A 24,776-nucleotide genomic window follows, 5' to 3' on the forward strand; every position below is an offset into this window, starting at 1 on the left:
GCCTGGCCAGGATGACCGCGCCCATCAGGCCGCGCGATCTTCCGCCAGCGTTCGTGGATGAAGACGGCGCCGCGAAACCCTACCGGGCGAAAGGCCAGAAGAACGCGATCAGCGCTGGAGCCGCCGCCAGGATCAAAATGGTCAGGGGCGCGCCCAACCTGGCGTAGTCGCCAAACCTATAACCGCCGGGCGCCAGGACCAGCGTGTTGCACTGGTGCCCAATCGGCGTGAGGAAGTCGCACCCCGCGCCGACCGCGACCGCCATCAGGAAGGGATCGGGACTCAGACCCAGCCGTTGGGCCAAGCCCATGCCGATCGGGGCCACGATCAGCACTGTCGCGGCGTTGTTCAGGAAGGGCGTGGCGGCCATCGCCACCGCCATCATAGCGGTCAGGGAGACCAGCGGCGGAAGGCCATGGAACGCGCCGGACAGCCACCCGGCGATCAGGTCGGCGCCACCGCTGGACTGCACCGTGTCGCTGACCGGGATCATCGCCGCGATGAGAACCAGCACCGGCCCCTCCAGCGCGGCGTAAGCCTCCCGCATGCGCAACGCGCCCGTCGCGACCACGAGAACCGCCGCGCCGAAGAACCCGACCGCCGCCGGCAATACGCCGAACGCGACCAGCAGCATCGCGCCAACCAGGATCGCGGTCGGCAGCAACGCGTGTCGCGCCCCGCCCAGCCTCACCTCGCGCTCGGCGAGCGGCAGGCAGCCCAGGGCCGACAGGGCCAGCGGCAGTCGCTGTTCGGCGCCTTGCAGTACGATGATATCGCCAGCGCGCAGCCGCACCGTCGCCAGGCGACCGGCCATGCGATAGCCGCTGCGGCTGACGCCCAGCAAATTCACGCCATGGGCCTCGTTCAGCTTCAAGCCGCGAGCCGTTTGGCCGATCAGATCGGACTCGGCGCCGATCACCGCCTCGACCACCCTGACCTCTTCGGTTGGTTCGTTCATGACAACCGGCCGATCGGCGTCGGTTAGCTTGAGGCCCGTCTTGACGATCAGTTCGTTGAGCGCCTGCTGCTCGCCCTCGAGCAAGAGTTGGTCGCCGGGCAGAATGCGGCGGTTGGCATGGGGAGACGCCATTCGCTTACGGCCGCGCAGGATCGCCACGACACTCACGCCCCCTTCGGCGGCGGCGCGAAGATCGGCGACGCGCCCCTGGCCAAAGCGCCAGTCCTCGGGCGCCTCGACCTCGGTGACATAGGCGTTGGCCGCCAAGGCGGCGTCCACGTCGATCGCGGCCGTCCTGTGCTTCGGCAGCAACCGATAGGCCAAGGCGAGATAGATGATCGTCAACACAGCCAGGCTTCCGCCGACCGGCATGAAGTCGAACATCCGGAACGGCTCGCCCAGCGCCTTGCCGCGCACCTCCGAGACGATGATGTTCGGCGACGTGCCCACCAGCACCGCCAGACCGCCGGCCAGCGAACCGAACGACATCGGCATCAGAAGGCGTCCTGGCGAGACCCCCGTCCGCTTGGCGATCTGCAGCGCCGACGGCATCATCAGCGCCAGCGCGCCGACGTTCTTGGTCATCATCGAAAGCAGGGTGGTCACCGTCACCAGAACAGGAACCTGGCTGCGCTCGCTTCCAAGACGGGGCAGCAGAGGCGCCATCAAGCGGTCGACCAATCCCGACCGAGATACGGCCGCGCTCAGCACCAGCGCGCTGGCGATGATCACCACGATGTCGTTCGAAAAACCGTCGAACGCCGACTTCGCCGGGATCAGGCCGGTGATGACCCCGACCGCCAGGGCGCCCAGGGCGATCAGGTCGTAGCGCCAACGTCCCCAGAGAAAGCAGAGCACCGTCGCCCCGATCAACCCGAATGAAAGCCCTTGCTGCAGCGTCACGCAACCGCCCCCTTGCCGGCCGAACCGCTCGACCGGCTCTAACAACGAAGCGGAGCCGTGAACGGTTCACCGGGCTTGGACCCGGCCGCCGTTTCGGGTGTGTCAGGTTGACCGCAGAGCCCCCATCATCGTGGGCAAGACCGGCCGCGCCCGTGGACGGGCCAACCGTCGACGCTCGCCGCCAATCAAACTCGCGGGGCAAAGGGAGCATCTAGACCAAAGAAAACGCCCGGATCTTGCCGAGACAAGACCCGGGCGGCGCCGCCCAGGGGGGAGGTAAAACGACGGCTGCGAAAGGCCTAGAAGCTGTAGCGCAGACCCACGTGGTAGAAGCGGCCCAGCAGGTCATAGAGCGCCGGGTTCGCGTCGAGACCGGTGTTGGTCTGGGGCGACGGAGTCGGATCGCGGTTCAGCAGGTTGTCGACCTTGCCATAGAGCTGCAGGCCGTTACCGAACTTGTACGAGGCGCTGACGTCGACATAGGTCGCGCCGCTCATGTGGTTGTAGTCGATGGTCGGCCGGCTGCCGGTGGAGACCGGGCACGCGCCGGGCTTGCACTCGACGTACTCGGTGGTAGTGCCGCCGAACCGGCCATCGCTGAACCAGCGCTCTTGAACACTGATGGCGAGGCGGTCGTTTTCCCAGGACTGGACGGCCAGGACCTTCCAGTCTGGCGTCGCGCCCGAGTTCTGGCCGGCCGAGTCGACGGCGACCGCGCCGGGGATGCCCGGATTGGTCACGAACTTGTGGACGTTGGTGGCCAGTCCGCGGACCGTGAAGCGGCCCGGAACGCTGGGCAGCTCGAAGCGATAGCTGCTCTCGATATCAAAACCGCTGGTCTTGATCGAAGCCAGGTTGAACGTCTGCGAATTGACGAAGGCCGACGGCGGATTGAGGTTGAAGGCGCCGCAGAACTGGGTCAGGCCCGCATAGCAGAAGTTGACGATCTGCTGAGCGCCCAGGCTGGAGATGCCGCCGTTGAGGACGATGTTGTACCAGTCGACCGAAACGCTGAAGCCCGGCAACCATTGCGGGTTCGAGAGCACCGCGCCGATGGTGACGTTCTTGGCGATTTCCGGCTTCAGGTCCGGGTTGCCCACGACATTCTGCAGTACCGTCAGCGAGCCGCTGGACGGCTGACCGGCCGGAGGCTTGCCGTTCGAGGGAATGGTGAAGTTCGGCAGCGTGGTGGTCACCGGCGCGGCGAACAGCTCCGACAGGTTCGGCGCGCGGACGTCGCGCGACGTGACGGCCCGCAGGCGGACGCCGTCGACCGGCGTATCCCAGGTGACGCCGACCTTCCAGGTGTAGACGGTGCCGGAGGTGCTGTAGTCGGTCCAGCGGCCGGCCATGTTGAGGTTGGCCTTGCCCGCCGCGTCGGAGTTGACCAACGGCATGTTCACTTCGGCATAGGCTTCCTTCACCGAATACTTGCCGGCGCCGGAGTGGTAGTTGCCAGCGAACCAGTTGGCGCCCGCCGCGTTCAGCACCGGATCGGCGGGGTAGTCGGCCGTGTTCGGAGAATCCGTATTGCCATCGCCGTAGGGGTCGCCTTTGACGTGGTATTGCTCCTTGCGCCACTCGCCGCCGACGGCCAGCGAGATCGGCCCAGCCCAGCCGTTGATCGGCTCGCCGCTGAAGTTGATGCTGGCGACATCCTGCTTCTGCACCGAGTGCTGGTACGGGCCGTTCTTGGGCGTGATGTAGGCCAGAGCCGCGTCGCTCGGACGCTGCCCGCCGAAGATGTTGATCGGCACGCAGCCGTTGGCGCGGGCGATGGGATCGGCGCAGACGATCTGACCATTGACGAGCGTGGCCTGGACCGCCGCCCGATAGCGCGGCGTCAGCAGGATGTCGCGAACGTGGATGTTCGTCGTGTTCTCGCCGTGGGTGTAGTAGGCGTCGTAGCGCCATTCCGTGCCTAGGGCGTTGAACTTACCGTCGGCGCCGATGACGCCGCGATACTGGGTGCGCGTCGGGTGGACCGAGATGTTCCGCGGCAGCAGCGCGTTGCTGGTGCCGAAGGTGAAGGTCGTGATGCCGTTCGCGGCGCAGGCCGCGACCACCGAGGCCGGCAGATACGGGTTCGAGCACGACATCGTCAGGCCGGTCGTGGCAGCGCCTGGGTTGGGCTGGTTGCTGCTCTCCACGCGGGCGGCGTTGAAGGTGGCGTAGATCTCGTTGTTGGCGTCGAGATCGAAACCCACGCGGGTGTAGGCGTTCATCCGCTTGAGCCGCGACTGCAGCGAGGTGCCGACGCCGACGTTGCCCGACAGGTCGCCGCCCACGCAGAACCCGCCGTTCGTGTAGCAGCCGCTGACCGCGCCGTTGGCCGCCTTGGACGGCACGCCACCACCGCCGTACTGGAACTGGAACGGATTGCCGGCGGCGTCGAACGCCGTGCCTTGCAGCGGGCCCGCGCTGATCAGGCCGTACTTGGTGTACTGATAGGCCTGGGCATGCTCGCGATAGAGATACTGCGGCGAGCCGTCGTTGGTGATCCCGCGATTGACCAGGGTGGCGGTCGTGTACCAGTCACGGCTGCCCGGCGCGTCCTCGCCGAAGCCGCCCGCCGGAACGCCTTCTTCCCAGTCGTATTCGCCGCTGACCTGCACGTGCAGACGGTCATCCATGAAGTTCTTGCCGGCCGCGACCTGGGCCAACCACTGGTGGTTGTCGCCATAGGTCGTGACGCCCGTCATGACGTTGGCCTTCAGGCCCACGAACTTCTTGTTGGTGATGAAGTTCACCACCCCGCCGACGGCGTCCGAGCCGTACGAGGCCGAGGCGCCGCCTGTGACGACGTCCACGCGTTCGACGAGCAGTTGGGGGAACAGGCTGATGTCGGGAACGCCGGTGACGTTGGCCGGCACGACCCGCTGGCCGTCCAGCAGCGTCAGGGTGCGAATGGTGCCTAGACCCCGCAGCGAGAACGACGAGAGGCCCTGCTGACCGCTCGAGGTGCTGAACGTGCCGGTGGTCGCGCCGCTCGAGCCCTGCAGCGAGGGCAGCTGGGTGATGGCGGTGAAGATGTTCGGCTGGGCGGCGCGCTCCAGGTCCGCCGTACCCAGCACCTGGGTCGGGGTCGGCGCGGTGAAGCCAGTGGAGCGGATGCGCGACCCGGTGACCACGATTTCGGTGACGACGGAGTCATCCGAGCCAGCGGCGGGCGGCGTCTGCGCCGCCTGGGCATGGGCCGCCCCGCCCACCAGGACCGTTGCGAACGCGCTCGTCGCGAGCAAGGCCCTCAGAAAAGAAGATCCCCCTCGCGTGCTACCGACAGCACTCATCCTACATCCCTCCCGATTTTCTTATGGCCATCGTCGACGGCCTGGGAGGACTGTGTCAGAGCCGCCGGAAGCGAACTATTAGACCATGGTCGTAGGCGGCCAACGGACGCCCGCGACAAAGGGCTCTACCGCGCTCGCACGGCGTAAAGGCCATGGTGCGTCAGAGCGAAAAGCGTCCGCTTGTCCGGACCGCCCAAGACCAGTTGCAGGGGCCGCTCGGGCAAGTCGATCCGGCCCAGCTCGCGACCGTCCGGCGCATAGACGAACACTTGGCCGTTAGCGACGTAGACGCGGCCCTCCGCGTCCGTCGCCACGCTCTCGCCACCGCGACTAGCGAAAACCTTGAGGTCGGTGATCGCGCCCCGCGCATCGACCAGACCGCTGTAGGTCTTGTTCTCCGAGCTGTTGGCGATGAACACCCTCTGACCTGGCTTGGCTTTGGTGAAGCCGTAGGTGTCCAGCGTATGCGAGAAGCGCAGTCCGCGATGATCGGGCGGCCCTTGCTGGAAGACACGATAGGCCGGCAGCGCCAGGCTTCCGTCCGGCGAGACATATTCCTTGGCCGGCGGAGCGGCGGTTTCCCGGGCGAACAACTCGGCCAGGGTGGCGAACTCGTGGGTTTCAGGATCGATCTGATCCTTGAACTCTCCATTGACCCACCAATTGACGGGCAAGACCTTGGCCGCGTCGGAACGGCCGCTGACCGGCGTCGCCGGAATGACGGTCACCTCGGTGTCGGGGCTGCCCGGCTTGAAGCTGTAGACCGAGCCGTTGCGGCCGTCGGACGACAGCACCATCAGGTTTCCCGAACCATCGACCGCGAGATTGATCGGATCGAGGGTGTTGTCGCGGACGATCGACAGCTTGCGCTCGGGCGACCAACTGTAGATGCGCTGGTTGCGGCGATCGGTGAAATAGAGAACGCCCGCCGCGTCGACAGCGCCGCCGCTCGCCGAGAAGAACCCATCGGCCAGCTTCTCGACGCGGGCGCCGGCGGGAAACACCGACGGCGCCGGCGCGGTCACGTCCTTGCCGATATCCAGCACCACGAACTGACGCTCGCGCACTTGCAGACCACTGGTGACGTCCTCGATGGCGTTCTCGTACGGATACTTGGTCAGGCGCAGGAAGGTCGCGCAGCCGCCCTCGTCGCACGTCGAGAAGCCGCTCTCGCCGTTCACCGCAACGTTGCGGAAGCGGATGTCGTGCGAGTTGTAGATCTTCACCGCCGCCGAAACGGGTCGCCGTGTCCGCGTGACGCGATAGCCATGATAGTTGGCCAGCAGGATATTGCGGGAGTCGCGGATCTCGAGCGAAACCGTGTCCTCGCCCTCGCCCGCTTCCTCCTCGGTCTGCGGCGCCAGGAACTCCCAGTTGGCGACGCGGTTCAGGCTGATCTCGGAGCGAAGATGGTGCTCGACCGAGGCCTGATAGACGTAGCCAGGCGTCGTGGTGTCCGAAACATAGATCCCGGAATAGGCGTAGGTATTCGGGCTCCAGACATTGGCGAAGGTCCCGCCGCCGCCATTGGTCACCCACAGGCTCGGATACTGTCCGCCCCACCGCTTGGCGGTGTCTGGGTCAGCCGAGGCGTTGGCGTTGTAGGGGTTGAAGCGCGAGCCATCATAAAGGTTCGTGCCGTGGCCGCCCTGGAACTTGACGTCGTTGACCATCGAGCGCTCGCCCGCCGTCCACAGCAGCGCCGTGGCGCGCGGGTTCTGGCCGTCGGTATAGAGACCAAGACCGAAGACGATGTTCTCCCCGCCTTTGCCGGACTCGACCAACGCCTTGGGCGCGCCGACGCCTTGGAAGGCCGGCGTGCCGTGAGGCAGGACGATCTGGGTCAGGCTGGGATGTAGGCCGATCAGAACGGAATCGGGCCGCAGCTTCAGGGTGTCGGTGACGCGATAGAAGCCGGTCGGGAAGTAGATCACCCGGTGACTGTCGATCGCCTTCTGGATCGCGGCGGTGTCGTCGGTCGCGTTGTCGCCCTTGGCGCCAAGGTCGCGGACGCTGGTCCACTCCGCCATCTGGGGCAAGGCGCGTATGGCGGGTGAGATCGGCGCGGGATAGGCTTTCAACGCCTCCGCTTCGAAGGTCGTCCGATACTCACCCAGACGGCCCAGCCCCGGCACGGTCAGGCCGTAGTTAAACGCCGAGACGCGATAGGCGCTCCCCTTCCCCGGCACGGTCTTGCCGCTGTCGCGGAAGTGAGCGAACACAGGCGTATTCTTGGCGGCCGCGTTCTCGAAGCCGACCTGGGTGTAGACGTTGCCTTCGTTGGAAATGACCACGCCGGCCTTCGAGACGTTCTCGAAGCGGACGTTCTTGCCCCACAGCCACTCGCCATAGCCGCGATCGATCTCGATCCCGACCGGCGTGTCGCGCATCGTCACATTGACCAGGGTCAGGCCCGCCTCGTGCTCGCGGATCGCCGCGTCGCGCTGGCCTTCGAAGGTGGAGTCGAGCAGGACGAAACCCCAAGCCGGCGAAGGCTTCTCGGTCAGGATGCCGTAGCGACCGCCCTTGAAGTGCAGGTCCTCGGCCTCGTTGCCGATCTGATAGAGCGCCGCCAGGCCCGAGCCGATGTCGAAGCGCATGTGGCTGAGGAAAGCGTGCTGGGCCGCGTGGAAGCGGATCGCCGTCGCCGCCGGATTGCCCTTGCCGATCTCGAAATCGACATTGCTCATCGCGGTGTAGAAGGTGCCGGAATTGGCGTCGGGCACATCCTTGTTGAACGGCACGCTGCCCGGCGGCGGGAACGGAACCTTACGGGCCGGGTCCGGCTTGGCGCCGGCGACGATCACCATGTTGGCGACGCCCTTCTGGAAGCCGGGAGTCGCGTCGCCCAGCACGATCACCGGCCGCGTGGCGCCGACGCCGAACACGCGAACGCCTGGCCACAGGAACAGGGTTCGCGAGATCCGGTAACGGCCGGAGGGCAGGAAGACCAGTCCGCCGCCGGGCTTGGCGGCGGCCGCGTCGATCGCCTGCTGCAAGGCCGCGCTGTCATCGGCGCGCCCGTCGCCGCGTCCGCGGACGGTGATGGCCGCCGGATCGGCGGGCGCGGCCGCGAAGGCCGAGCGGCTCTGAGACGCCTCGGCCGAGCCGCCGACGGTCGCGACCACGACGGTGGCGAGGGCGATCAGGATGGTCTTCATGGCGGGCCCTCCCAGGCTTCGTTAGGGCTCGACAGCGTAGAGCGAATGGTGGGTCAGGACGAACAACGTCCGCCCGCCCTCGCCACCGAAGATCAGCTGCAACGGACGCTCCGGCACGTCGATGCGTCCGACCAGCTTGCCATCGGGCGCGTACTGGAAGATTTGCCCGTTGGCGACGAACACGCGCCCTTGCCCATCCACCGCGACGCTCTCGCCGCCGCGCTCGGCGAAGACCTTCAGGTCGGTCAGCGTTCCGCCAGGTCCGACCTGGCCGCTATAGGTCCGGTTCTCGGAGCCATTGGTCACGAACACCCGCTGGCCCGTAGCGCCCCCGATCAGGCCGTGCGCCTGCAGGGTGTCCGACCAGCGCCAGCCCACGTGATCGGGCGGACCTTGCTGCCACACCCGGAACGCGGGCAGCACGACGCTGCCGTCGGGCGAGACGTATTCTCGGGCCTTCGGCGTTCCGACATCGCGCGCGAACATCTCGGCCAAGGTGGTGAAATGATCGGTCGCCGGATCGTATTGGTCGCGGAACTCGCCATTCACCCACCAGTTCACGGGCAGTAGCGTCTTGGCCCCCGCGCGCGGCGTGGCCGCGGTCGGCGAGATCATGGTCAGCTGGTCCTTCGGCCCTTGTGGGTCGATCGAATAGACCGAGGCCCGCGGACCGTACGAGGACACCACCAGCAGCTTGCCAGAGCCATCGACGGCCAGGTTGGTCGGGTCCAGCGACTGGTCGCGCACCACCTCCAGGCCGCGCGCCTGCGTCCAACGATAGATCCGCTGGAAGCGCTTTTCGATGAAATAGAGCGCGCCGTCCGCGCCCGTCGCGGCGCCCGAGATCGACCAGAAGCCGGTCTCCAGCTTGCGCACGCGCGGATCGGCCGCCGGCGGCGCGCCGGGCGAGACCGGACCGGCGACGTCCAGCACGGCGAACTCGCGTTCGCGAACCTCCAGCTTGCGGGTCTTGTCCTGGATCGCGTTCTCGAACGGGTACTTGCTGGCCCGCAGATAGGTCCCGCAGCCGATCTGGTCGCACAGGGCGATGCCGCTCTCGGCGTTGATATGGACGTTGCGGAAGCGGATGTCGGTCGAGTTGAACAGCTTCACCGCCGTCTCGGCCGGGTGATACGAGCGCGTCACCCGATAGCCGTGATAGTTCGCGAACAGGATGTTGCGTGAGTTGCGCACCTCCAGCGACACGGCGTCGGGGCCGTCGCCGACCTCCTGCTCGGTCTGGGGCGCGAGGAACTCCCAGTTTTCGACGTTGTCGAGCACGAACTCGTTGCGGACGTGGTGCTCGACCGAGACCTCGTAGATGTAGCCGGGGGTCTTGGTGTCGCTGATGTAGAAGCCGGCCGAGGCGAACGTGTTGGGGCTCCACACGTCGGCGAAGGTCCCGCCGCCGCCGTCGGTCACCCAGATGCTCGGATACTGCGCGTCCCAGCGTCCATCGGCGACCGGATCGCCGCTGCGGGCCTGGGCCGCGCCCAGCGACTTGCCATCGGCCGTCGGCGTGCCGCCGCCGCCCATGATCTTGACGTCATTGACCATCGAGGTCGCGCCGGAGCGCCACAGCAGGGCCGAGGCGCGCGGATTCACCCGACCGGTGAACAGGCCAATTCCCGAGAGGATGTTGTCGCCAGCGCGCGGCGTCTCAAGGATCGGTCGCACGGCGCCCACGCCCACGTGCCCAGGGTTGTTGTCCGGAATGACCAACTGGGTGATCGCCGGGTGCAGGCCGATCAGCACCGTGTCGGGCCGCAGCTTCAGGGTGTCGGACACCATGTAGAAGCCGACCGGCAGATAGAGCACGCGGTGCGTGTCGATCGCCTTCTGCAGCGCCGCGGTGTCGTCGGTCGAACCGTCACCCTTGACGCCCAGCGTCTTGACGTTGGTCCACTCGCCCATCGGCGGCAAAGCCCGCAGCGCCGGCTTGGCCGTCGTCTTGGCCGTGAGCGGCTTGATGTCGGCGGTCGTCTTGTACTCGCCCATCTGGCCAAGCGCCGGCAGGGTCAGGCCGTGGGTGAACGACGCCACCCGATAGTCCTTGCCCTTGCCCGCCACGGTCTTGCCGCTGTCGCGGAAGCTGGCGAAGACCGGGGTGTTGCTGGCGGTGGCGTTATCGAAGCCGACCTGGGTGAAGACGCTGTTCTCGGCGGAGATCACGACCCCGGCCTTGGAGACGTTCTCGAAGCGGACGTTCTTGCCCCAAAGGCTGTCGCTATAGCCGCGATCGATCTCGATCCCGACGGGGGTGTTCTTAATGCCGACATTGACCAGGGTCAGGTCGACCTCGTGCTCGCGGATCGCCGCGTCGCGCTGACCATCGAAGGTGGAGTCGACCAGGGTGAACTGCCAGGCCGGCGAGGTCTTCTCGGTGACGATGCCGTAGCGCCCGCCATGGAAGTGCACGTCCTCCATGATGTTGCCGGCCTGGTAGACGCCCGCGAAGGCCGAGCCCAGGCGGAAATCCATGTGTCGGAGGAACGCATGCTGGGCCATCCGGAAGCGCACGGCCGCGGCGGCCGGATTGCCCTCGCCGATCTCGATGTCGATGTTGCTCATCGACGAATAGAAGGTGCCGGAATTGGCGTCGCGCACCTTGGCGGTCGTGGGGCGCACGGTGGGGATCGGCACAGGTATCTCGCCGACCTGATATTGGTCGCCGCCCGTGAACGCGATCATCGTCGCCACGCCCGTCTGGAAGCCCGGCGTCTTGGCGCCCAGGACGAAGACAGGACGCGTGGCTCCGACGCCGAAAATCCGAACGCCCGGCGGCACCAGCAGCGTGCGGCTGAGCCGATAGCGTCCCGACGGCAGGAACACGAGACCATGACCGGTCTTGTCGCGGGCGGCGTCTATGGCTTTCTGAATCACGTCCGTGTCGTCCGCGCGCCCGTCGCCCACGGCCTTGACCACGATCGCCCGAGGATCGTCGGGTATGGAAGTCAGAACCGAGCGGGTTTCCGCCAAGGCTGGTGTCGAAACCGCCAGGATCGCCGCGAAGACAACCGCTCTCATCTCACTCTCCCTCTTACTATCGCCCAGCGATAGGAGATCGGCGCCGCTCGGGCATCCGCGACCATGGTCGTAGTTACGTCCGGTCGGACCGCCGTTAGAAAACGTTCTCCAGCCGACCCTGTCATCGCGCGTTCTTCCAGAGCGGTCGGCCCCGTTCCCAAGGAGACCGTTTGCGGACGTCATCTCGCTTAGCGCGGCCCAAAGGCCTGGCCATCGTGACCATGGGCGTCAGCGGCTGCGGGAAGTCGACGCTGGGCGCTCTCCTCGCCGCCCGCTTCGACTGCGCTTTCCTGGAGGGCGACGCCTTCCATGATGAAGAGGCGGTCGCGAAGATGCGCGCGGGCCACGCCCTGACCGACGAGGACCGTTGGCCGTGGCTCGATCGGCTGGGCCTCGCGATCAAGGAGACCCTGGAGAACGAAGGTCAGGTCGTCGCCGCCTGTTCGGCGCTCAGACTGCGCTATCGCGAACGCCTTCGCGCCGCGATCGGCGCTTCCGCTCGCTTCGTCCTGTTGGACCTTGGCCGTGACGAGCTGGAGCGGCGAATGATCCAAAGGGCGGGCCACTACATGCCGCCCAGCCTGCTCGACAGCCAGCTCGCGACACTGGAGCGGCCCGATCCAAGCGAAGGCGTCTTCATGCTCGACGGCTCGCTCTCGCCCGAAGGCCTTTGCGACCGCGTCCAAGCCTGGGTGTCGACGATAGCGCCCGCGGTCTTGCGGGCTTAGGGCATCAGGCGCTTTCGTCCGCGCGAAAGGTGCCAACGCATGGCCAGGGCCGCGCTGTCGCCATCCTGAGCGCGGATCGCTTCCACGATCATCTCATGTTCCCGCATCATCTCGTCGATCGCCTCGGGCGGCCGCGAGCGCGAGATGTCGACGCCCGCGCGCATGATCTTGTCGACATCGGGCTGGAGCGCCTCGAACGTCACCAGGAAGGCCGGGTTGGCGGTGGCCAGAACGATCCTTCGATGCAGCTCCATGTCCTCGTCGTGCGCCGGAGCGTTCGATAGCAGCGCCGCGCGCAGGTTGGACAAGGCCTCCTCGATCCCGGCCATCTCTTCGTTCGAGCGTCGCGCGGCCGCCAGACGCGCGGCCTCCGCCTCCAACACGAACCGCACCTCGTAGCTGCCCAGCGTCGAAGGAAGCTCCGACAGCGGCATATAGGCGCCGAGTTTGTCGGAAGGCCGGTTCTTCACGAAGGAGCCAGCGCCGCGCCGCGCCTCGGTGATGCTGTCGGCGGCGAGCCTGACAAGCGCCTCGCGGACGATCGTGCGCGACATGCCGAAGATCTCGGCCAGGCGGGCCTCGGACGGCAGACGATCGCCTGGGGTCAGCCCCTCGACCTTGATCATCTCGACGATGCCCAGATAGGCCTGATCGGCCAAACGCCCTTGGCTCATCCGCTCCCCCCTGTTGGCGCCGACAACGGAAAACCTGTCCAACAGATTCATGCCAATGGCAACGTCAGCGGAAATTGTTTGCGTTAACATTGACCATTCCGCTTGAATCTGTCCAACTAATATAACTACGTTCGTAGACACGAACCGCCCGCTGGCGAAGACCGGCGCATAGACCAAGGCGGAGGCCGCTCATCGAGAGAAGAGCGGTGTGGGACAGGAAAAGCAGGGGTGAACATGACCGGGAAAAAGCAGGACAATATCGAAGCCACAACGCGCGTCGGCCTTTGCGACCTGACGCCGACGCAGCTCAAGGTTCTGGAGGGCGTCAACTCCGGACTGCTGAACAAGCAGATCGCCTTTGACCTCGGCATCGCCGAGGCGACGGTTAAGGCGCACATGACCGCGGTGATGCGGAAGCTGAACGTCCACAATCGAACCCAGGCGGCGATCGCCGCGCGAGCGATGAGCCTGGAACCAAGCGCGGCGACGCGTTAGGCGCGTCCAAACGGGGGCCGCGCCTCCTACGGCCCCCAAGCCCTCGCCGATCGCGTTGATATCCTTCGGCTCTCGCGGGCGCTAGCGTCCCGCATCGAGTTCGGCCTTGCGCGCGCCAAGCCAGGTCTTGAACGCGGCGAGGTCCTTCACGCCCTGCTGGTCCTGAACCCAGGCGGTCCCGAACGCGTAATCGATCCGGGTCGGGTCCTTGAAGGTCACGAAAACGGAATTCCCGTCGTCGCCTGGAGCCCCCACAACCGCCGAGGGGTGATAGAACACCGCGACGCCGAGGCCGTCGTTGGCCAGACTCTGCTTGCCGTAGGTGGCGAGATAGGCCCAGCCGTGCGTGCCGGACGGCGAAGCGATCACCTCCACCCCGTCATGCTTGACCAGCCCCGTCAGCAGCGGCCCGCCCTGGCTGTCGCCGACGGCCGTGACGCGGGTCAGGGTCGAGCCACGTCGTATGGAATAGCGCGCGCGAAGGTTCGACTTGCCGCCCGAAAGGCCCGTATTGACCACCTCGACGGTCGCGGCGTCTCGCCCGCTCTCCACCACCTCGGCGCGGATGGTCGAGCCGCCCAACTGGCCGGCCTTGCCGTCCCGCAAGCGGCCGATGCCGCCCACCCCGACGGTGTCGCCAACCTTGAAGATGTCCATGCCCCACGGGGCCATATCGTGGTAGTTGTCGACGCCCTGCCCGATCTTGTCGAGCACGGGCCCGGGCGTCTTCTTGCCGAAGATGTCGACCGCCATCCGCTCGTCGAGATAGAGCCGATAGGCGACGAGGTCCGACTCCCAGCCCACGCCCTCGAAGGCCATCAGGCCGTCGTGAATGAAGTGGTCGGCCGGAACCGTGAAGCTCTTACGCTGGTGGAAGACGCCGCCCTGGAGCACCTTGTCCTTCAGAACACCGCCGTGCTGAACGTTCAGCACCGCCTGGGCCGGCGCGCGCGGCGCTTGGACGGTCAGGTCCTTGCCTGGCTTGAGATCGAGGTCGGCGACCGCTGTCGCCGCCAGCAGGAAGGCGCCGACGCCATAGAACTGGGTGTCATCATAGCTGACGCTCTCGGGGCGGTCCGACACGGGCTGCACGTAGCCGAACTTACCGTCGGGATGGACCGCGCGCGTCAGAGCGGTCCAGCCCTTGCGCACCGTCGGTTCGAAGGTCTGGCGGTCCAGCAAACCCGCCTTGATCCCCCAGGCTAGGCCATAGGTGAAGAAGGCCGTCCCGCTCGACTCCGGCGGCGACTTGGTGGGGTCCGACAGCAGCGAGGGAGACCAGTAGCCGTCGGGCTTCTGGATCGCGGCGAGCTTGACCGCCATCTCCTTGAAGACGGTCTCCATGCGCGCGCGGGTCGGATCGCCTGTCGGCAGCAACGGAATGACCCGCGCCAGACCCGCCAGCACCCAGCCGTCGCCCCGGCTCCAGAAGATCTTCTCGCCGTCGAGGCCGCGCCTCGGGAAGAACCGGGAGTCGCGATAATAGAGGTGCTCGTCGCGGTCGTAGAGGAAGTCGGTGACGGCGTTGAACTCAGACTTGGCATAGGCCGCGTAGCGCGGGTCGCCAGTCACCTTGCTCAGCTCGAACCAGGTCGCCGGCGCCATGAACAGGGCGTCGCTCCAGCACCAGCGCTTGTCGCACTCGACGCCACGCGGGTCGGTATATTCGGCGTGCTCCAAACCGACCTTCGGCGGATAGGCCAAGATCCCGTCGAAGCGGGCCTTCAACGGCCCGATGGCCTCCGGCCCCGCGCCTTTCTGGGCAGCCCACAGATAGGCCTGCCCAATCACGTGATCATCGGCATGATAAAAGCGCGGGCCCAGCTGCCACTGGTTGGCCTGCCCTCGCGCCAGGATGGCCTGGCGGTACGCGGGATTGGGCGAGCGATCGGCGAGATCGGTCAGGCCCACGAACAGCGCGCCCTGCACCCAGCCCTTGGGATCGGGCGTGTCGCGCGAGGTGTTCGGCGGGATGTAGCCCGCGGCCATGGTCGCCAGTTGGTAGTCGGCGACCTTCTCGACCAGCCGCATGACGTCGGCGGGACGGTAGGGAACGACCTCCGCCGGAGCGCTCGCGGCGGGCGGCGCGGCGACGGCCGGAACCACGCCCAGAGGCGAAAGCAGGATCGCCGACACCAACGCCGTCCGGCGCAAGGCGGCCCGATGGCCACGCGAAAGCTCTCGTGAAAGGTTCATCGCCCTCCCCCCTCTCCTGTTATCGCCACCTAAGCGCCAAGACTGTTGCCATAACCGATGACCACGGTCGCCAGCACCAGCAGCGTCACACCGGCCCAAACCACCGCCCGGGTGGCGGCTTTCGCCTTGCGCCACTCGGCGAGCGCGAAGCCCCACAGGGTCCCGAAGATGATGATGCTGGCCATGTGCAGGGTCCAGCTGGAGAAGCCATAGCGCCCCATCTGGCTCTCGCCCATCGTGTAGAAGAAGAACTGGAAGTACCAGGCCACGCCGGCCAGGGCGCAGAGGGCGTAGTTACGGGCGATCGGCGCCTTGAGCTCCCCCGTTTCGCCGCGCGCAAGCCACTGCCCGGCCGAACGGTTCTTGATCACAAGCCAGCCGCACCAGACGAGATTGGTGGCGAGACCGCCCAGAAGCACCACGCACAACACCGGCAGGCCGGTCCATAGCGGCCCCGTGCCGGCCTTGGCGGAGAGCTGCCGGATCGGCTCGCCCGCCGCGAGGCCATAGGCGAAGCAGGCGGACATGATCCCCGACAGGATCGCCACGATCAGGCCCTTGCGATAGTCGAACTCGGCGATGGCGGCCTTGGCGTCCTCGGCGGACATGTCACGCTCCTTCAGGGAGCCGGCCCACGCCACGACCACGATGCCCACGAGCGTCAGGACGATACCGGCCAACACGATCCGCCCTGGCGTGTGGGCCAGCAGCTTTTCGTGAAATTCGCCGGAAACCAAAGGCGGGATCAGCGTGCCGAACGCCGTGCACAGCCCCAGCACCACCGCCATGCCGAGCGACAGGCCCAGATAGCGCATGGTCAGGCCGTAACCCAGGCCGCCAAAGCCCCAGAGCGCGCCGAACATAACGCAGGCGGCCAGCACCTTCGGCGGGGTCTGGGCCAGCACGCCGATCAGGTCGTGGGTCCCCAGCGCGGCGAAGAACCATGGCGCGAGCAGCCAGGAAAAAATCCCGCCCGCCAGCCAGTAGATCTCCCACGACCAGCGACGCACGCCCTTGTAGGGCACGTAGAAGCTGGCGGAGGCGAAGCCCCCCAGCCAATGAAGAAAGACGCCGAAAAGAGGATTGGCGGGCACTTGGAGGCTCCGGTACGGCGGGTCGGCCAGACCCAGGGAAAGACGAAGTCAGCGGGGCTCGGCGCTGGCGGTCACGGCGCGGTGTTGGTCAGGCGCAGCAGCAGCAGTGTCGTGGAGGGCGGGATATCCTCGGTCGGGCGGTCGCGGTTCGGCGGGCGCGTCGGCCAGACCAGGGCGTAGTCGCCTTCCGGACCGCCGGCGCCCCGCAGCACGTTGGCGCGCATGTCGGACGGAATCCGCACCTTGCCGCCAAGACGCGCGACCAGATCCTGGGTGGCGCGCTCCTCGATTGGCGCCAGTGTCTTCTCGTCGAGGACCAGCTCTAGACCGCGGCCATCCCGGATGACCGGCGCCATCAGACGCCCCGCCGCCTCGGGCCTCGCGCCGCCAACTGAAAGTCTGCCGGCGAGGCTGCCGGGTCCGCCGAAGTCCCAGCGAAAGCCCTTCCACTGGCTGATCGGCGCCGTGCGCCAACCCGACGCCTCGCGGCGCGCCAGATAGACCTGGGTGTCCCCGCCGGCGTCGAACTTGTGGTAGGTGATCGTCGGCCGCCCCTGGGAGTCGAAGCCCAGCACGGTGTTGTTGTTGATCATGCCGCCGCGCGCCGGCACGGGATCGACGATTTCGGCCTTGCCGAGCGTGATCGGCAGCGACAACGGCTGGCCGTCGGAACGCTCCCAATGGATCAGGTCCTTGCTGCGCGCGTAGCTCAGGTCGTGATTGGTCGAGGCGTCGGGCGTGTCCCGCCAGACCCAGACGATGTGGAACATCTTGTCCGGCCCCAGGACGGGTCCCACGAAATAGGCGTTACGCTTGCCCTCGCCACTGACCAGCGGGGTCGACAGCAGGCGGCTCCAGGTTCCTGTCTTGGCGTTGAGGACATTGTAGATCTCGTCGCCCGCGCCGCTGCGACCCGACCGGTATTTGACGATCAGGCGTCCCGCCGCGTCGTGCAGGAAAATCGGATAGGTGACACGGGCTTCGTCTTCCGGCCCGACCATCTGGGCCTCCCGGCGCAAGGTCCGGGCGTCGCCGGACTCCGCCGACCGAAAGTAGATCAACGGCTCGGAGTGCATGTTGGCCATCACGTGCAGACGGCCGGCCGGATCCACGGCCAGGGCGACATAGTTGTGGCTATCCCAGCCCAGCCAGGTGTCCAGCTTGGCGTAGGTCCAATGGGTCGCATCGCGATCGCGCTGGGCGATCGTCAGCTGGCGGTTGGCGTCGTAGTAACCGGCATAGAGGCGCGTCGCGCTGACCGCGAGGGCGAAGCCGACCTTGTGCCCCGACCAGACCTGGTCGATGGCCTCGACCGAGGCGATCGGCAGCGCCTTGGCCGGATGGTCGGCCTCGGGCGCCTGCGCGCCGACGGCGGACGCGCCCACCAGGCACGCCGCCGAAAGCCCGACGGAGACGATGATGCTCGACAGTCCGGAACGCATGGCGTCGGTCAGGTTGAAGGCGTCGAGGCTGACCGACGTCCAGTCGTTGATGTTATAGGAGGCTGAAAGGTCGAGCCGGCCTCGCCATCAGTCAACGCGATCGAACTGGCCGTCGCCAGCGCCCCCACGCGGACGCGGCCCATCTTCCCCTGAGACATGGCTCGATACCCTTCTTCGCTTCCGCCCATATCCCTATATGTGGGACCTTGTTTCATTTATTGGGGATCAGGACTACACCATCCGAGCCTGCTTGTCATACAAGTCATCCAGGTATTCGAAACGAGGAAAGCCCTACCCGCGCGGCAGGCAGCGCGCGCCGGAACGGATTACTTAGTTATAAGAATGACTTAATCACAATCTCCGGCGGGGCCGCGCGTCTGCAGCGCCACCATCAGAGTCACGATATTCTTATGGGCCGCGCCGATCATCGGAACACGATAAGCCTTCAGCGGGGCGCCGGGCTTTCCATGCCCGTCCCTGGCCTCGCAACGCGCGAAGAAGGGGTTAGAAGAGGCTCTCGAGATTGGCCGTGGGAAAATCGATGCTTCTGTTGAACATCCCGATCCGGCGCCTAGAGCTAGGCTTTCTTCCTGGAACCGAAGCTGAACAGCCGCGTTTCAGCCCAACGCGCTTTGGCGCGGGCGGGGGCGTGGTGTTCATATTCACGGCAATGAATGGCGGCGAGATATTTGGCTCGACCGCGGGAACGCCGGCGCAAGGGCGATCATCGCCGCGCCCCGCAATATCCTAGCGCCCAGCGCTTTGGCCTCGGAATAGAGATGTCGACCTCAAACTCTTCGCGTTCGTTGCTGCCCTGGTCTCGCATGGAGGTCTGGGCCGCGTTCGGCTTGGCCTTGGTGCTGCTGTTCTTCCTGGCCAGCGGCATGGTCGCCTATCGCAACGTCGAGATGCTGCGAAGCAACAGCCGGATGATCTGGCACTCGCACGACGTCCTGATGGCGATCGACGACCTCTTGTCCACCGTCCAGGACAGCGAAACCGGCCAACGTGGCTATCTCCTCACCGGCAACGACCGCTATTTGGAGCCCTACCAGGCCTCGACATCCGCGGTTGCGACACGAGCGGACACGGTCAGGACCCTCACCCGGGACAACCCGACGCAGCAGGCCAACCTCGCCGTGCTCGAACGGCAGATCAGCGCCAAGCTCGCCGAGCTCGAGGAAACGATCGCGTTGCGCCGACGGGGCGACGCCGAGGCGGCCACGGCATTGGTCAATACCGATCGCGGCAAGGTCGAGATGGACTCCATCCGGCGCCAGATCGCGACCATGCGGCAAGAGGAAAACCGCCTGCGCGATATCCGCTTGAACGAGATGGGCGCGGCCTACAACACCGCGCTGTTGAGCGGCGTGCTGGCGAGCCTGCTTGGCGCGATCCTGACGGCGGTGGTGTTTTATCTGATCCGTCGCGCGGCTCGCGCCCATGCGCGGGGCGAATGGTTGCAAGGCGGCCAGGTGGGTCTGGCCTCGGCGATGATGGGCGATCTCTCGGTGGAGATGCTGTCCGACAACATCCTGGCCTTCCTCTCGAGGTACCTGGGCTTCCAGGCTGGCGCTCTCTTCAAGGGCCACGGCGGCCATTTCTACCGCGCCGCCAGCCTGGGCATCCCCGCCGACGCCCAGACGCCGGAGCGTTTCAATCTTCGAGAGGGGCTATTGGGCAAGGTCGCCGCCGAAGGCGTGTCCACCATCGTTCACGACGTTCCAGACGGCTACATCCAGATCGGCTCGGCGCTCGGGCAGGATAAGCCCAAGCATCTGGTCATTGTCCCCGTGAAGGCCGAGGGCGTGGTCAATGCCGTGATCGAGCTCGGTTTCCTGCAGCCCGTCGATGATCGAGTCCTGGAGTTCCTGGAAGAGGCTTCGAGCGCGATTGGCATCGGCCTGCGCTCGGCCCGCTACCGCGCCGAGTTGCAAGACACGCTCGAAGAGACCCAACGCCAATCGGAGGAATTGCAGGTCCAGAGCGAGGAACTGCGCGTGTCCAACGAGGAGCTCGAGGAACAAGGTCGCGCCCTCAAGGAAACCCAGACGCGCCTCGAGCAGCAGCAGGCGGAACTGGAGCAGACCAACAGCCAGTTGGAAGAACAGGCCCGCATGCTGGAAACCCAGCGTGACGAATTGGAACACACCAGCGCGGCCGTGGCGCTGAAGGCCCGCGAGTTGGAGCAGGCCAGCCAATACAAATCCGACTTCCTGGCCAACATGTCCCACGAGCTGCGCACGCCGCTCAATTCTCTGCTGATCCTCTCCAAGCTGCTAAGCGACAACCCCAACGGCAACCTGTCGACCGAACAGGTCAAGTTCGCCCAGACCATCGAGTCCTCGGGCAATGACCTCCTGAACCTGATCAACGACATCCTCGACCTGTCCAAGATCGAAGCGGGCCACATCGAGGTTCGCCCCGAGAGCGTCTCCCTGCGCCGCCTGACCAGCGACCTGCGCCAGCTGTTCGATCCCGTCGCCGACAGCCGCGGACTCGACTTCGCGATCGAGATCGCCAAGGGCTGCCCCATGGTGATCGAGACGGACCGCCAGCGCCTGGAGCAGGTGCTGAAGAACCTCCTCTCCAACGCCTTTAAGTTCACCGAGAAGGGCGGCGTGAGCCTGAAGATCGCGCCGGCGGACGACGGCGGCATCGCGTTCGCCGTCAATGACACCGGCATCGGCGTCTCGGCGGAGCAGCGGGAGGCCATCTTCGAGGCCTTCCGCCAGGCCGACGGCACCATCAGCCGCAAGTACGGCGGCACGGGTCTTGGCCTATCGATCAGCCGACAGCTATCGCGCTTGCTGGGGGGATCTATCGCCCTGGAAAGTCAGCCTGGCGAAGGCAGCACGTTCACCGTCACCATTCCCCTCGCCTACGCCCCTTCACGCGTGGCGCCCCGCGAGGCGCCAGGGCTGATCGAAACGCCCGCCCCCGCGCCGCGATCGCCCGCGAAGCGGACGACGACGCCCAAGTCGGTCGAGGACGATCGCGATCAAGCGCTCGGCGGCCGGCGGCTGTTGCTGGTTGTCGAGGATGACAACACCTTCGCCAGCATCGTCCGTGACCTGTCGCGCGAACAAGGGTTCCAATGTCTCGTCGCCAGCACCGCCGAGGAAGCCGTGAGGCTCGCCCGCGAGTTCAAACCCAGCGCCGTGGTGTTGGACGTCGGCTTGCCCGATGAATCTGGCCTGCTGGTCCTGGACCGCCTAAAGCGCGATGACGCCACGCGTCACATCCCCATTCACGTCATCTCGGCGGAGGACCACAGCCAGACCGCCCTCTCGCTCGGCGCGATCGGCTACCTCGTCAAGCCGGTCAAGCGGGATGATCTGACCGACGTGCTGAAGACCCTCGAGGCCAAGCTCGCCAGCACGGTGCGACGGGTGCTGATTGTCGAGGACGACAACGTCCAGCGCGAGGCCCTTGGCACGCTCCTGACATCCGCCGACGTCGAGACCGTTGGCGTCGGAACGGCCGCGGAGTGCTTGGACGCGCTCAAGCGAGAGACATTCGACTGCATGGTGCTGGATCTCTCCCTGCCGGACGCCTCGGGCTACTCCTTGCTGGAGACGCTCAGCCAGGACGGGGACCACGCCTTCCCGCCCGTCATCGTCTACACCGGGCGCGACCTGTCGGCCGACGACGAGCAGCGTCTGCGGCGCTATTCCAGCTCGATCATCATCAAGGGCGCCAAGTCACCCGAGCGCCTTCTGGACGAGGTCTCGCTGTTCCTGCACCAGGTGGTCGCGACCTTGCCCCCCGAACAGCAGAAGATGATTCAAAAGGCGCGCAACCGCGACGCGGTGCTCGAAGGCCGCCGGATCTTGGTGGTCGAGGACGACATCCGCAATGTCTACTCACTGACCAACGTGCTGGAGCCCCGCGGGGCCGTCGTCGAGATCGCTCGCAATGGCCAGGAGGCGATCGATGCGTTGGGCAGAGCGGCGCAGGATCCGACCAAGGCGATTGATCTCGTCCTGATGGACGTGATGATGCCGGTCATGGACGGCCTAACCGCCACCCGGTCGATCCGCGAGAATCCTCGCTGGTCGAAGCTGCCGATCCTGATGCTGACGGCGAAGGCCATGCCCGACGACCAGGCCCGCTGCATCGAGGCCGGGGCCAACGACTACATGGCCAAGCCGATCGACGTGGACAAGCTGTTGTCCCTGGTTCGCGTCTGGATGCCGAGGTAGGCGTGTCCGAGATCGAGGACCTGGAGATCCAGCTGCTGCTGGAAGCGCTTTACCAGCGCTATCATTACGATTTCCGCCACTACGCGCGGGCGTCGATCAAGCGCCGCCTGACCCAGGCCCGCGCTCAACTGGGCTTTCCGTCCGTTTCGGCGATGCAGGACCGCCTCCTGCACGATCCGGCCATGCTGCCGCGCCTGCTGGGCTTCCTCACCGTCCAGGTGAGCGAGATGTTCCGCGACCCGTCCTACTTCCGCGCGCTGCGCGAGAAGGTCCTGCCGCACCTGCGCACCTATCCGTCGCTGAAGGTCTGGATCGCCGGCTGCAGTAACGGCGAGGAAGTCTATTCGCTGGCTATCCTCTTTCGCGAGGAAGGGCTCTACGACCGAACGATCTTCTACGCCACCGACATCAACGCCGAGGCCCTGGCGGCCGCCGAAGCCGGCGTCTACGCCCTCGACCGCATTCGCAAGTTCACGGAGAACCACCAGGCCTCAGGCGGCAAATCCTCGCTGTCGGACTACTATACGGCCGCCTATGGCCGCGCGGCGTTCGACAAGGCCCTGCGAAACCGAGTGGTCTTCTCCGACCATAGCCTGGTGACGGACGCGGTGTTCGCGGAGATGCACCTGATCTCATGCCGCAACGTCATGATCTACTTTGATCGACCCCTGCAGGACCGGGCGATCGGCCTCTTCCACGAGTCCCTGACCCGAAAGGGATTCCTTGGGCTTGGCTCCAAGGAGAGCCTGAGATTCTCGACGCACGCGGCCGCCTTTTCGGAATTCGCCGCCGCCGAGAAGATCTACCAGAGGCGCGAACCATGAGCCGGCCCGCCCTGGTCGTGATCGGCGCGTCGGCCGGCGCGGTGCAAGCTCTATTGGCCTTGCTGCCGGCCCTGCCCGCCAGGTTCCCGCTCCCGGTGCTGGTCGTCGTGCACGTGCCGCCCGATCGGGACAATGTCCTGGTTCCGCTGCTACGGGCCAAGTGCGACCTGACGGTCAAGGAAGCGGAGGACAAGGAGCCTCTGGTCGGGGGCGTGATCTACTTCGCGCCGTCGGACTACCATCTTCTCGTTGAGAGTGGCGGGACCCTGGCGCTCTCGGCGGACGAGCCCGTCAACTATTCGCGCCCGTCGATCGACGTCCTCTTCGAGAGCGCCGCCGACGCTTTCGGTGACGCCGTCGTCGGCGTTATCATGACCGGAGCCAATCATGATGGGGCGGCTGGTCTTAGAGCGCTGCTAGAGGCTGGCGGCGTGGCGATCGTCCAGGATCGCGCCGAAGCCTACGCCACGGCCATGCCCGACGCCGCCCTAGAGGCCTGCCCTACCGCTTTCACAATGACCCTCGACGCGATCGCGTCGTACCTGTCGAGTTTGGGGACCGCATGACCACAGCGGACAAGCCGATCAACTTCCTGCTCGTGGATGATCTGGCGGAGAACCTCCTGGCCCTCGAGGCCTTGCTGCAGCGCGATGGCCTGACCTGCCTCAAGGCGCGCTCGGGCGAAGAGGCGCTGGAACTACTCCTGACGCATGAGGTCGCCTTGGCGCTGCTCGACGTGCAGATGCCGGGCATGGACGGCTTCGAACTGGCCGAGTTCATGCGGGGCAGCGAACGCGCGCGCCATATCCCGATTATCTTCGTCACCGCCGGCGCGGCCACCAGCCAGCGCCGCTTCCGCGGCTACGAGGCCGGCGCGGTCGATTTCATACAGAAGCCGATCGAGGCGCATATTCTGCGCAGCAAGGCCAATGTCTTCTTCGACCTCTACGAGCAGCGCCGCCAGATCGAAGCCCAGCGCGACGAATTGGAGGCCGCCGCCCAAGCCTTGCGACGGGCTGACCGGCACAAGGACAACTTCCTAGCCGTCCTGGCCCATGAGCTACGCAACCCCGTCGCGGCCCTCGGCGGCGGCTTGCATCTTCTCAACAAGGATATCCCCCCCGAACGCGCCAAGGACATCCGCGGTCGGATGGAGCGGATGCTCGAGCACCTGACTCATCTCGTCGACGACCTGCTGGACGTCTCGCGCGTGAGCCAGGGCAAGATCATCCTGAAAAAAGCGCGCTTGGAGTTGGGCGAGGTCCTGAGGTCGGCGATCGACGCCAGCCAGCACCATCTCGAAGCCGCCGGCCACAGCTTCGTCATCGACCTCCCCGACCGGCCCGTATGGCTGGATGGCGACCACACGCGGCTGGCTCAGATCGTCTCGAACCTGCTGAACAACGCGGCGAAGTACACGCCGCGCGGCGGGACCGTCACCCTCTCGGCGACGGCGGCCGAAGGCTGGGCGACCATCACGGTGTCGGACACGGGCGTCGGCGTGCCCGCCGAGATGCAGGCCAAGATCTTCGAGATCTTCGCTCAGGTCGAAGACCACTTGGGCAAGGCGCAGGGCGGACTGGGGATCGGCCTCGCTCTCGTCAAGCAGCTCGTCTCGCTGCACGGCGGATCCATCACCGTGACAAGCGCGGGCGAAGACCGCGGCAGCGCGTTCACAGTTCAGCTTCCCATCGCGGACTAGGCCACCGCTGCCCTGGCCTCCATCAAGACAGCAAGGTTCTCTTCGCGAAATCAGATGCCCGGTCCCCTTGCTGGAGG

At 66.2% G+C, this 24,776-nt stretch carries 14 protein-coding genes; 6 read left to right on the plus strand and 8 right to left on the minus strand.

Annotated features, from left to right (window positions below; all coding sequences use genetic code 11):
- Positions 1 to 79: 79 nt before the first annotated feature.
- From J2728_RS10565 to J2728_RS10580, 4 genes are all read right to left on the minus strand, one after another.
- Complete coding sequence (locus J2728_RS10565) at positions 80 to 1,861, minus strand: SLC13 family permease (protein WP_309998906.1); 1,782 nt, start codon at positions 1,859 to 1,861, stop codon at positions 80 to 82.
- A 299-nt stretch (positions 1,862 to 2,160) separates the two neighbouring features.
- Positions 2,161 to 5,151, minus strand: a complete 2,991-nt coding sequence (locus J2728_RS10570) for a TonB-dependent receptor plug domain-containing protein (protein ID WP_309998908.1) — start codon at positions 5,149 to 5,151, stop codon at positions 2,161 to 2,163.
- A 125-nt stretch (positions 5,152 to 5,276) separates the two neighbouring features.
- The gene (locus J2728_RS10575; protein WP_309998910.1) at positions 5,277 to 8,312 is read right to left on the minus strand and encodes a glycosyl hydrolase family 28-related protein; all 3,036 of its coding nucleotides are present in this window, start codon (positions 8,310 to 8,312) and stop codon (positions 5,277 to 5,279) included.
- A gap of 21 nt (positions 8,313 to 8,333) precedes the next feature.
- Positions 8,334 to 11,339, minus strand: a complete 3,006-nt coding sequence (locus J2728_RS10580; protein ID WP_309998911.1) for a glycosyl hydrolase family 28-related protein — start codon at positions 11,337 to 11,339, stop codon at positions 8,334 to 8,336.
- A gap of 170 nt (positions 11,340 to 11,509) precedes the next feature.
- Here J2728_RS10580 and J2728_RS10585 point away from each other — a divergent pair, with 170 nt between their 5' ends.
- Positions 11,510 to 12,067, plus strand: coding sequence for a gluconokinase (locus tag J2728_RS10585; RefSeq protein WP_309998913.1), 558 nt, complete (start codon positions 11,510 to 11,512; stop codon positions 12,065 to 12,067).
- Here the strand turns inward: J2728_RS10585 and J2728_RS10590 are convergent.
- Positions 12,064 to 12,741: a FadR/GntR family transcriptional regulator gene (locus J2728_RS10590; protein ID WP_309998915.1), complete on the minus strand. Its 678-nt coding sequence runs from the start codon at positions 12,739 to 12,741 to the stop codon at positions 12,064 to 12,066. The two genes, J2728_RS10585 and J2728_RS10590, sit on opposite strands and share 4 nt — an antisense overlap.
- A 234-nt stretch (positions 12,742 to 12,975) precedes the next feature.
- On the opposite strand from J2728_RS10590, the gene J2728_RS10595 reads away from it, so the two are divergent.
- Positions 12,976 to 13,236 carry a response regulator transcription factor gene (locus J2728_RS10595; RefSeq protein ID WP_309998916.1) on the plus strand — a complete coding sequence of 87 codons (261 nt, stop codon included), beginning with the start codon at positions 12,976 to 12,978 and terminating at the stop codon, positions 13,234 to 13,236.
- 81 nt (positions 13,237 to 13,317) lie between these two features.
- Here J2728_RS10595 and J2728_RS10600 read toward each other — a convergent pair whose 3' ends face one another.
- From J2728_RS10600 to J2728_RS10610, 3 genes are all read right to left on the minus strand, one after another.
- Positions 13,318 to 15,432, minus strand: coding sequence for a glycoside hydrolase family 88 protein (locus J2728_RS10600; protein WP_309998918.1), 2,115 nt, complete (start codon positions 15,430 to 15,432; stop codon positions 13,318 to 13,320).
- Between the two features lie 29 nt (positions 15,433 to 15,461).
- Positions 15,462 to 16,526, minus strand: coding sequence for an L-rhamnose/proton symporter RhaT (rhaT, locus tag J2728_RS10605; protein WP_309998919.1), 1,065 nt, complete (start codon positions 16,524 to 16,526; stop codon positions 15,462 to 15,464).
- Between the two features lie 71 nt (positions 16,527 to 16,597).
- Positions 16,598 to 17,968, minus strand: coding sequence for a BNR repeat-containing protein (locus J2728_RS10610; protein ID WP_309998922.1), 1,371 nt, complete (start codon positions 17,966 to 17,968; stop codon positions 16,598 to 16,600).
- Positions 17,969 to 18,792: 824 nt separating this feature from the next.
- Between J2728_RS10610 and J2728_RS10615 the strand changes: the two genes are divergently transcribed.
- From J2728_RS10615 to J2728_RS10630, 4 genes are read left to right on the plus strand one after another with little or no spacing between them, the layout of a single operon-like run.
- Positions 18,793 to 22,173, plus strand: a complete 3,381-nt coding sequence (locus J2728_RS10615; protein ID WP_309999462.1) for a response regulator — start codon at positions 18,793 to 18,795, stop codon at positions 22,171 to 22,173.
- A gap of 2 nt (positions 22,174 to 22,175) precedes the next feature.
- Entirely contained in the window at positions 22,176 to 22,997 is an 822-nt protein-coding gene (locus J2728_RS10620) for a CheR family methyltransferase (RefSeq protein WP_309998923.1), read from the plus strand.
- Positions 22,994 to 23,563 (plus strand): chemotaxis protein CheB, encoded by a 570-nt coding sequence (locus tag J2728_RS10625; RefSeq protein ID WP_309998925.1) that lies wholly within the window; start codon positions 22,994 to 22,996, stop codon positions 23,561 to 23,563. The genes J2728_RS10620 and J2728_RS10625 overlap by 4 nt, the downstream gene beginning before the upstream one ends.
- A complete protein-coding gene (locus tag J2728_RS10630) occupies positions 23,560 to 24,699 on the plus strand; it encodes a hybrid sensor histidine kinase/response regulator (protein ID WP_309998928.1) in 1,140 nt (379 codons plus the stop codon). The genes J2728_RS10625 and J2728_RS10630 overlap by 4 nt, the downstream gene beginning before the upstream one ends.
- Positions 24,700 to 24,776: the final 77 nt, after the last annotated feature.

Origin of the sequence: Caulobacter segnis, from assembly GCF_031454995.1 — a bacterium.
Taxonomy (GTDB): Bacteria; Pseudomonadota; Alphaproteobacteria; order Caulobacterales; family Caulobacteraceae; genus Caulobacter; species Caulobacter segnis_E.

Excerpts from the sequence above, each read along its gene's own strand:
- J2728_RS10630 (WP_309998928.1), top strand. The coding sequence starts at position 23,560 with ATGACCACAGCGGACAAGCCGATCAACTTCCTGCTCGTGGATGATCTG.
- J2728_RS10570 (WP_309998908.1), bottom strand. The coding sequence starts at position 5,151 with ATGAGTGCTGTCGGTAGCACGCGAGGGGGATCTTCTTTTCTGAGGGCC.
- J2728_RS10595 (WP_309998916.1), top strand. The coding sequence starts at position 12,976 with ATGACCGGGAAAAAGCAGGACAATATCGAAGCCACAACGCGCGTCGGC.
- J2728_RS10625 (WP_309998925.1), top strand. The coding sequence starts at position 22,994 with ATGAGCCGGCCCGCCCTGGTCGTGATCGGCGCGTCGGCCGGCGCGGTG.
- J2728_RS10590 (WP_309998915.1), bottom strand. The coding sequence starts at position 12,741 with ATGAGCCAAGGGCGTTTGGCCGATCAGGCCTATCTGGGCATCGTCGAG.
- J2728_RS10600 (WP_309998918.1), bottom strand. The coding sequence starts at position 15,432 with ATGAACCTTTCACGAGAGCTTTCGCGTGGCCATCGGGCCGCCTTGCGC.
- J2728_RS10615 (WP_309999462.1), top strand. The coding sequence starts at position 18,793 with ATGGAGGTCTGGGCCGCGTTCGGCTTGGCCTTGGTGCTGCTGTTCTTC.
- J2728_RS10575 (WP_309998910.1), bottom strand. The coding sequence starts at position 8,312 with ATGAAGACCATCCTGATCGCCCTCGCCACCGTCGTGGTCGCGACCGTC.
- J2728_RS10610 (WP_309998922.1), bottom strand. The coding sequence starts at position 17,968 with ATGCGTTCCGGACTGTCGAGCATCATCGTCTCCGTCGGGCTTTCGGCG.
- J2728_RS10580 (WP_309998911.1), bottom strand. The coding sequence starts at position 11,339 with ATGAGAGCGGTTGTCTTCGCGGCGATCCTGGCGGTTTCGACACCAGCC.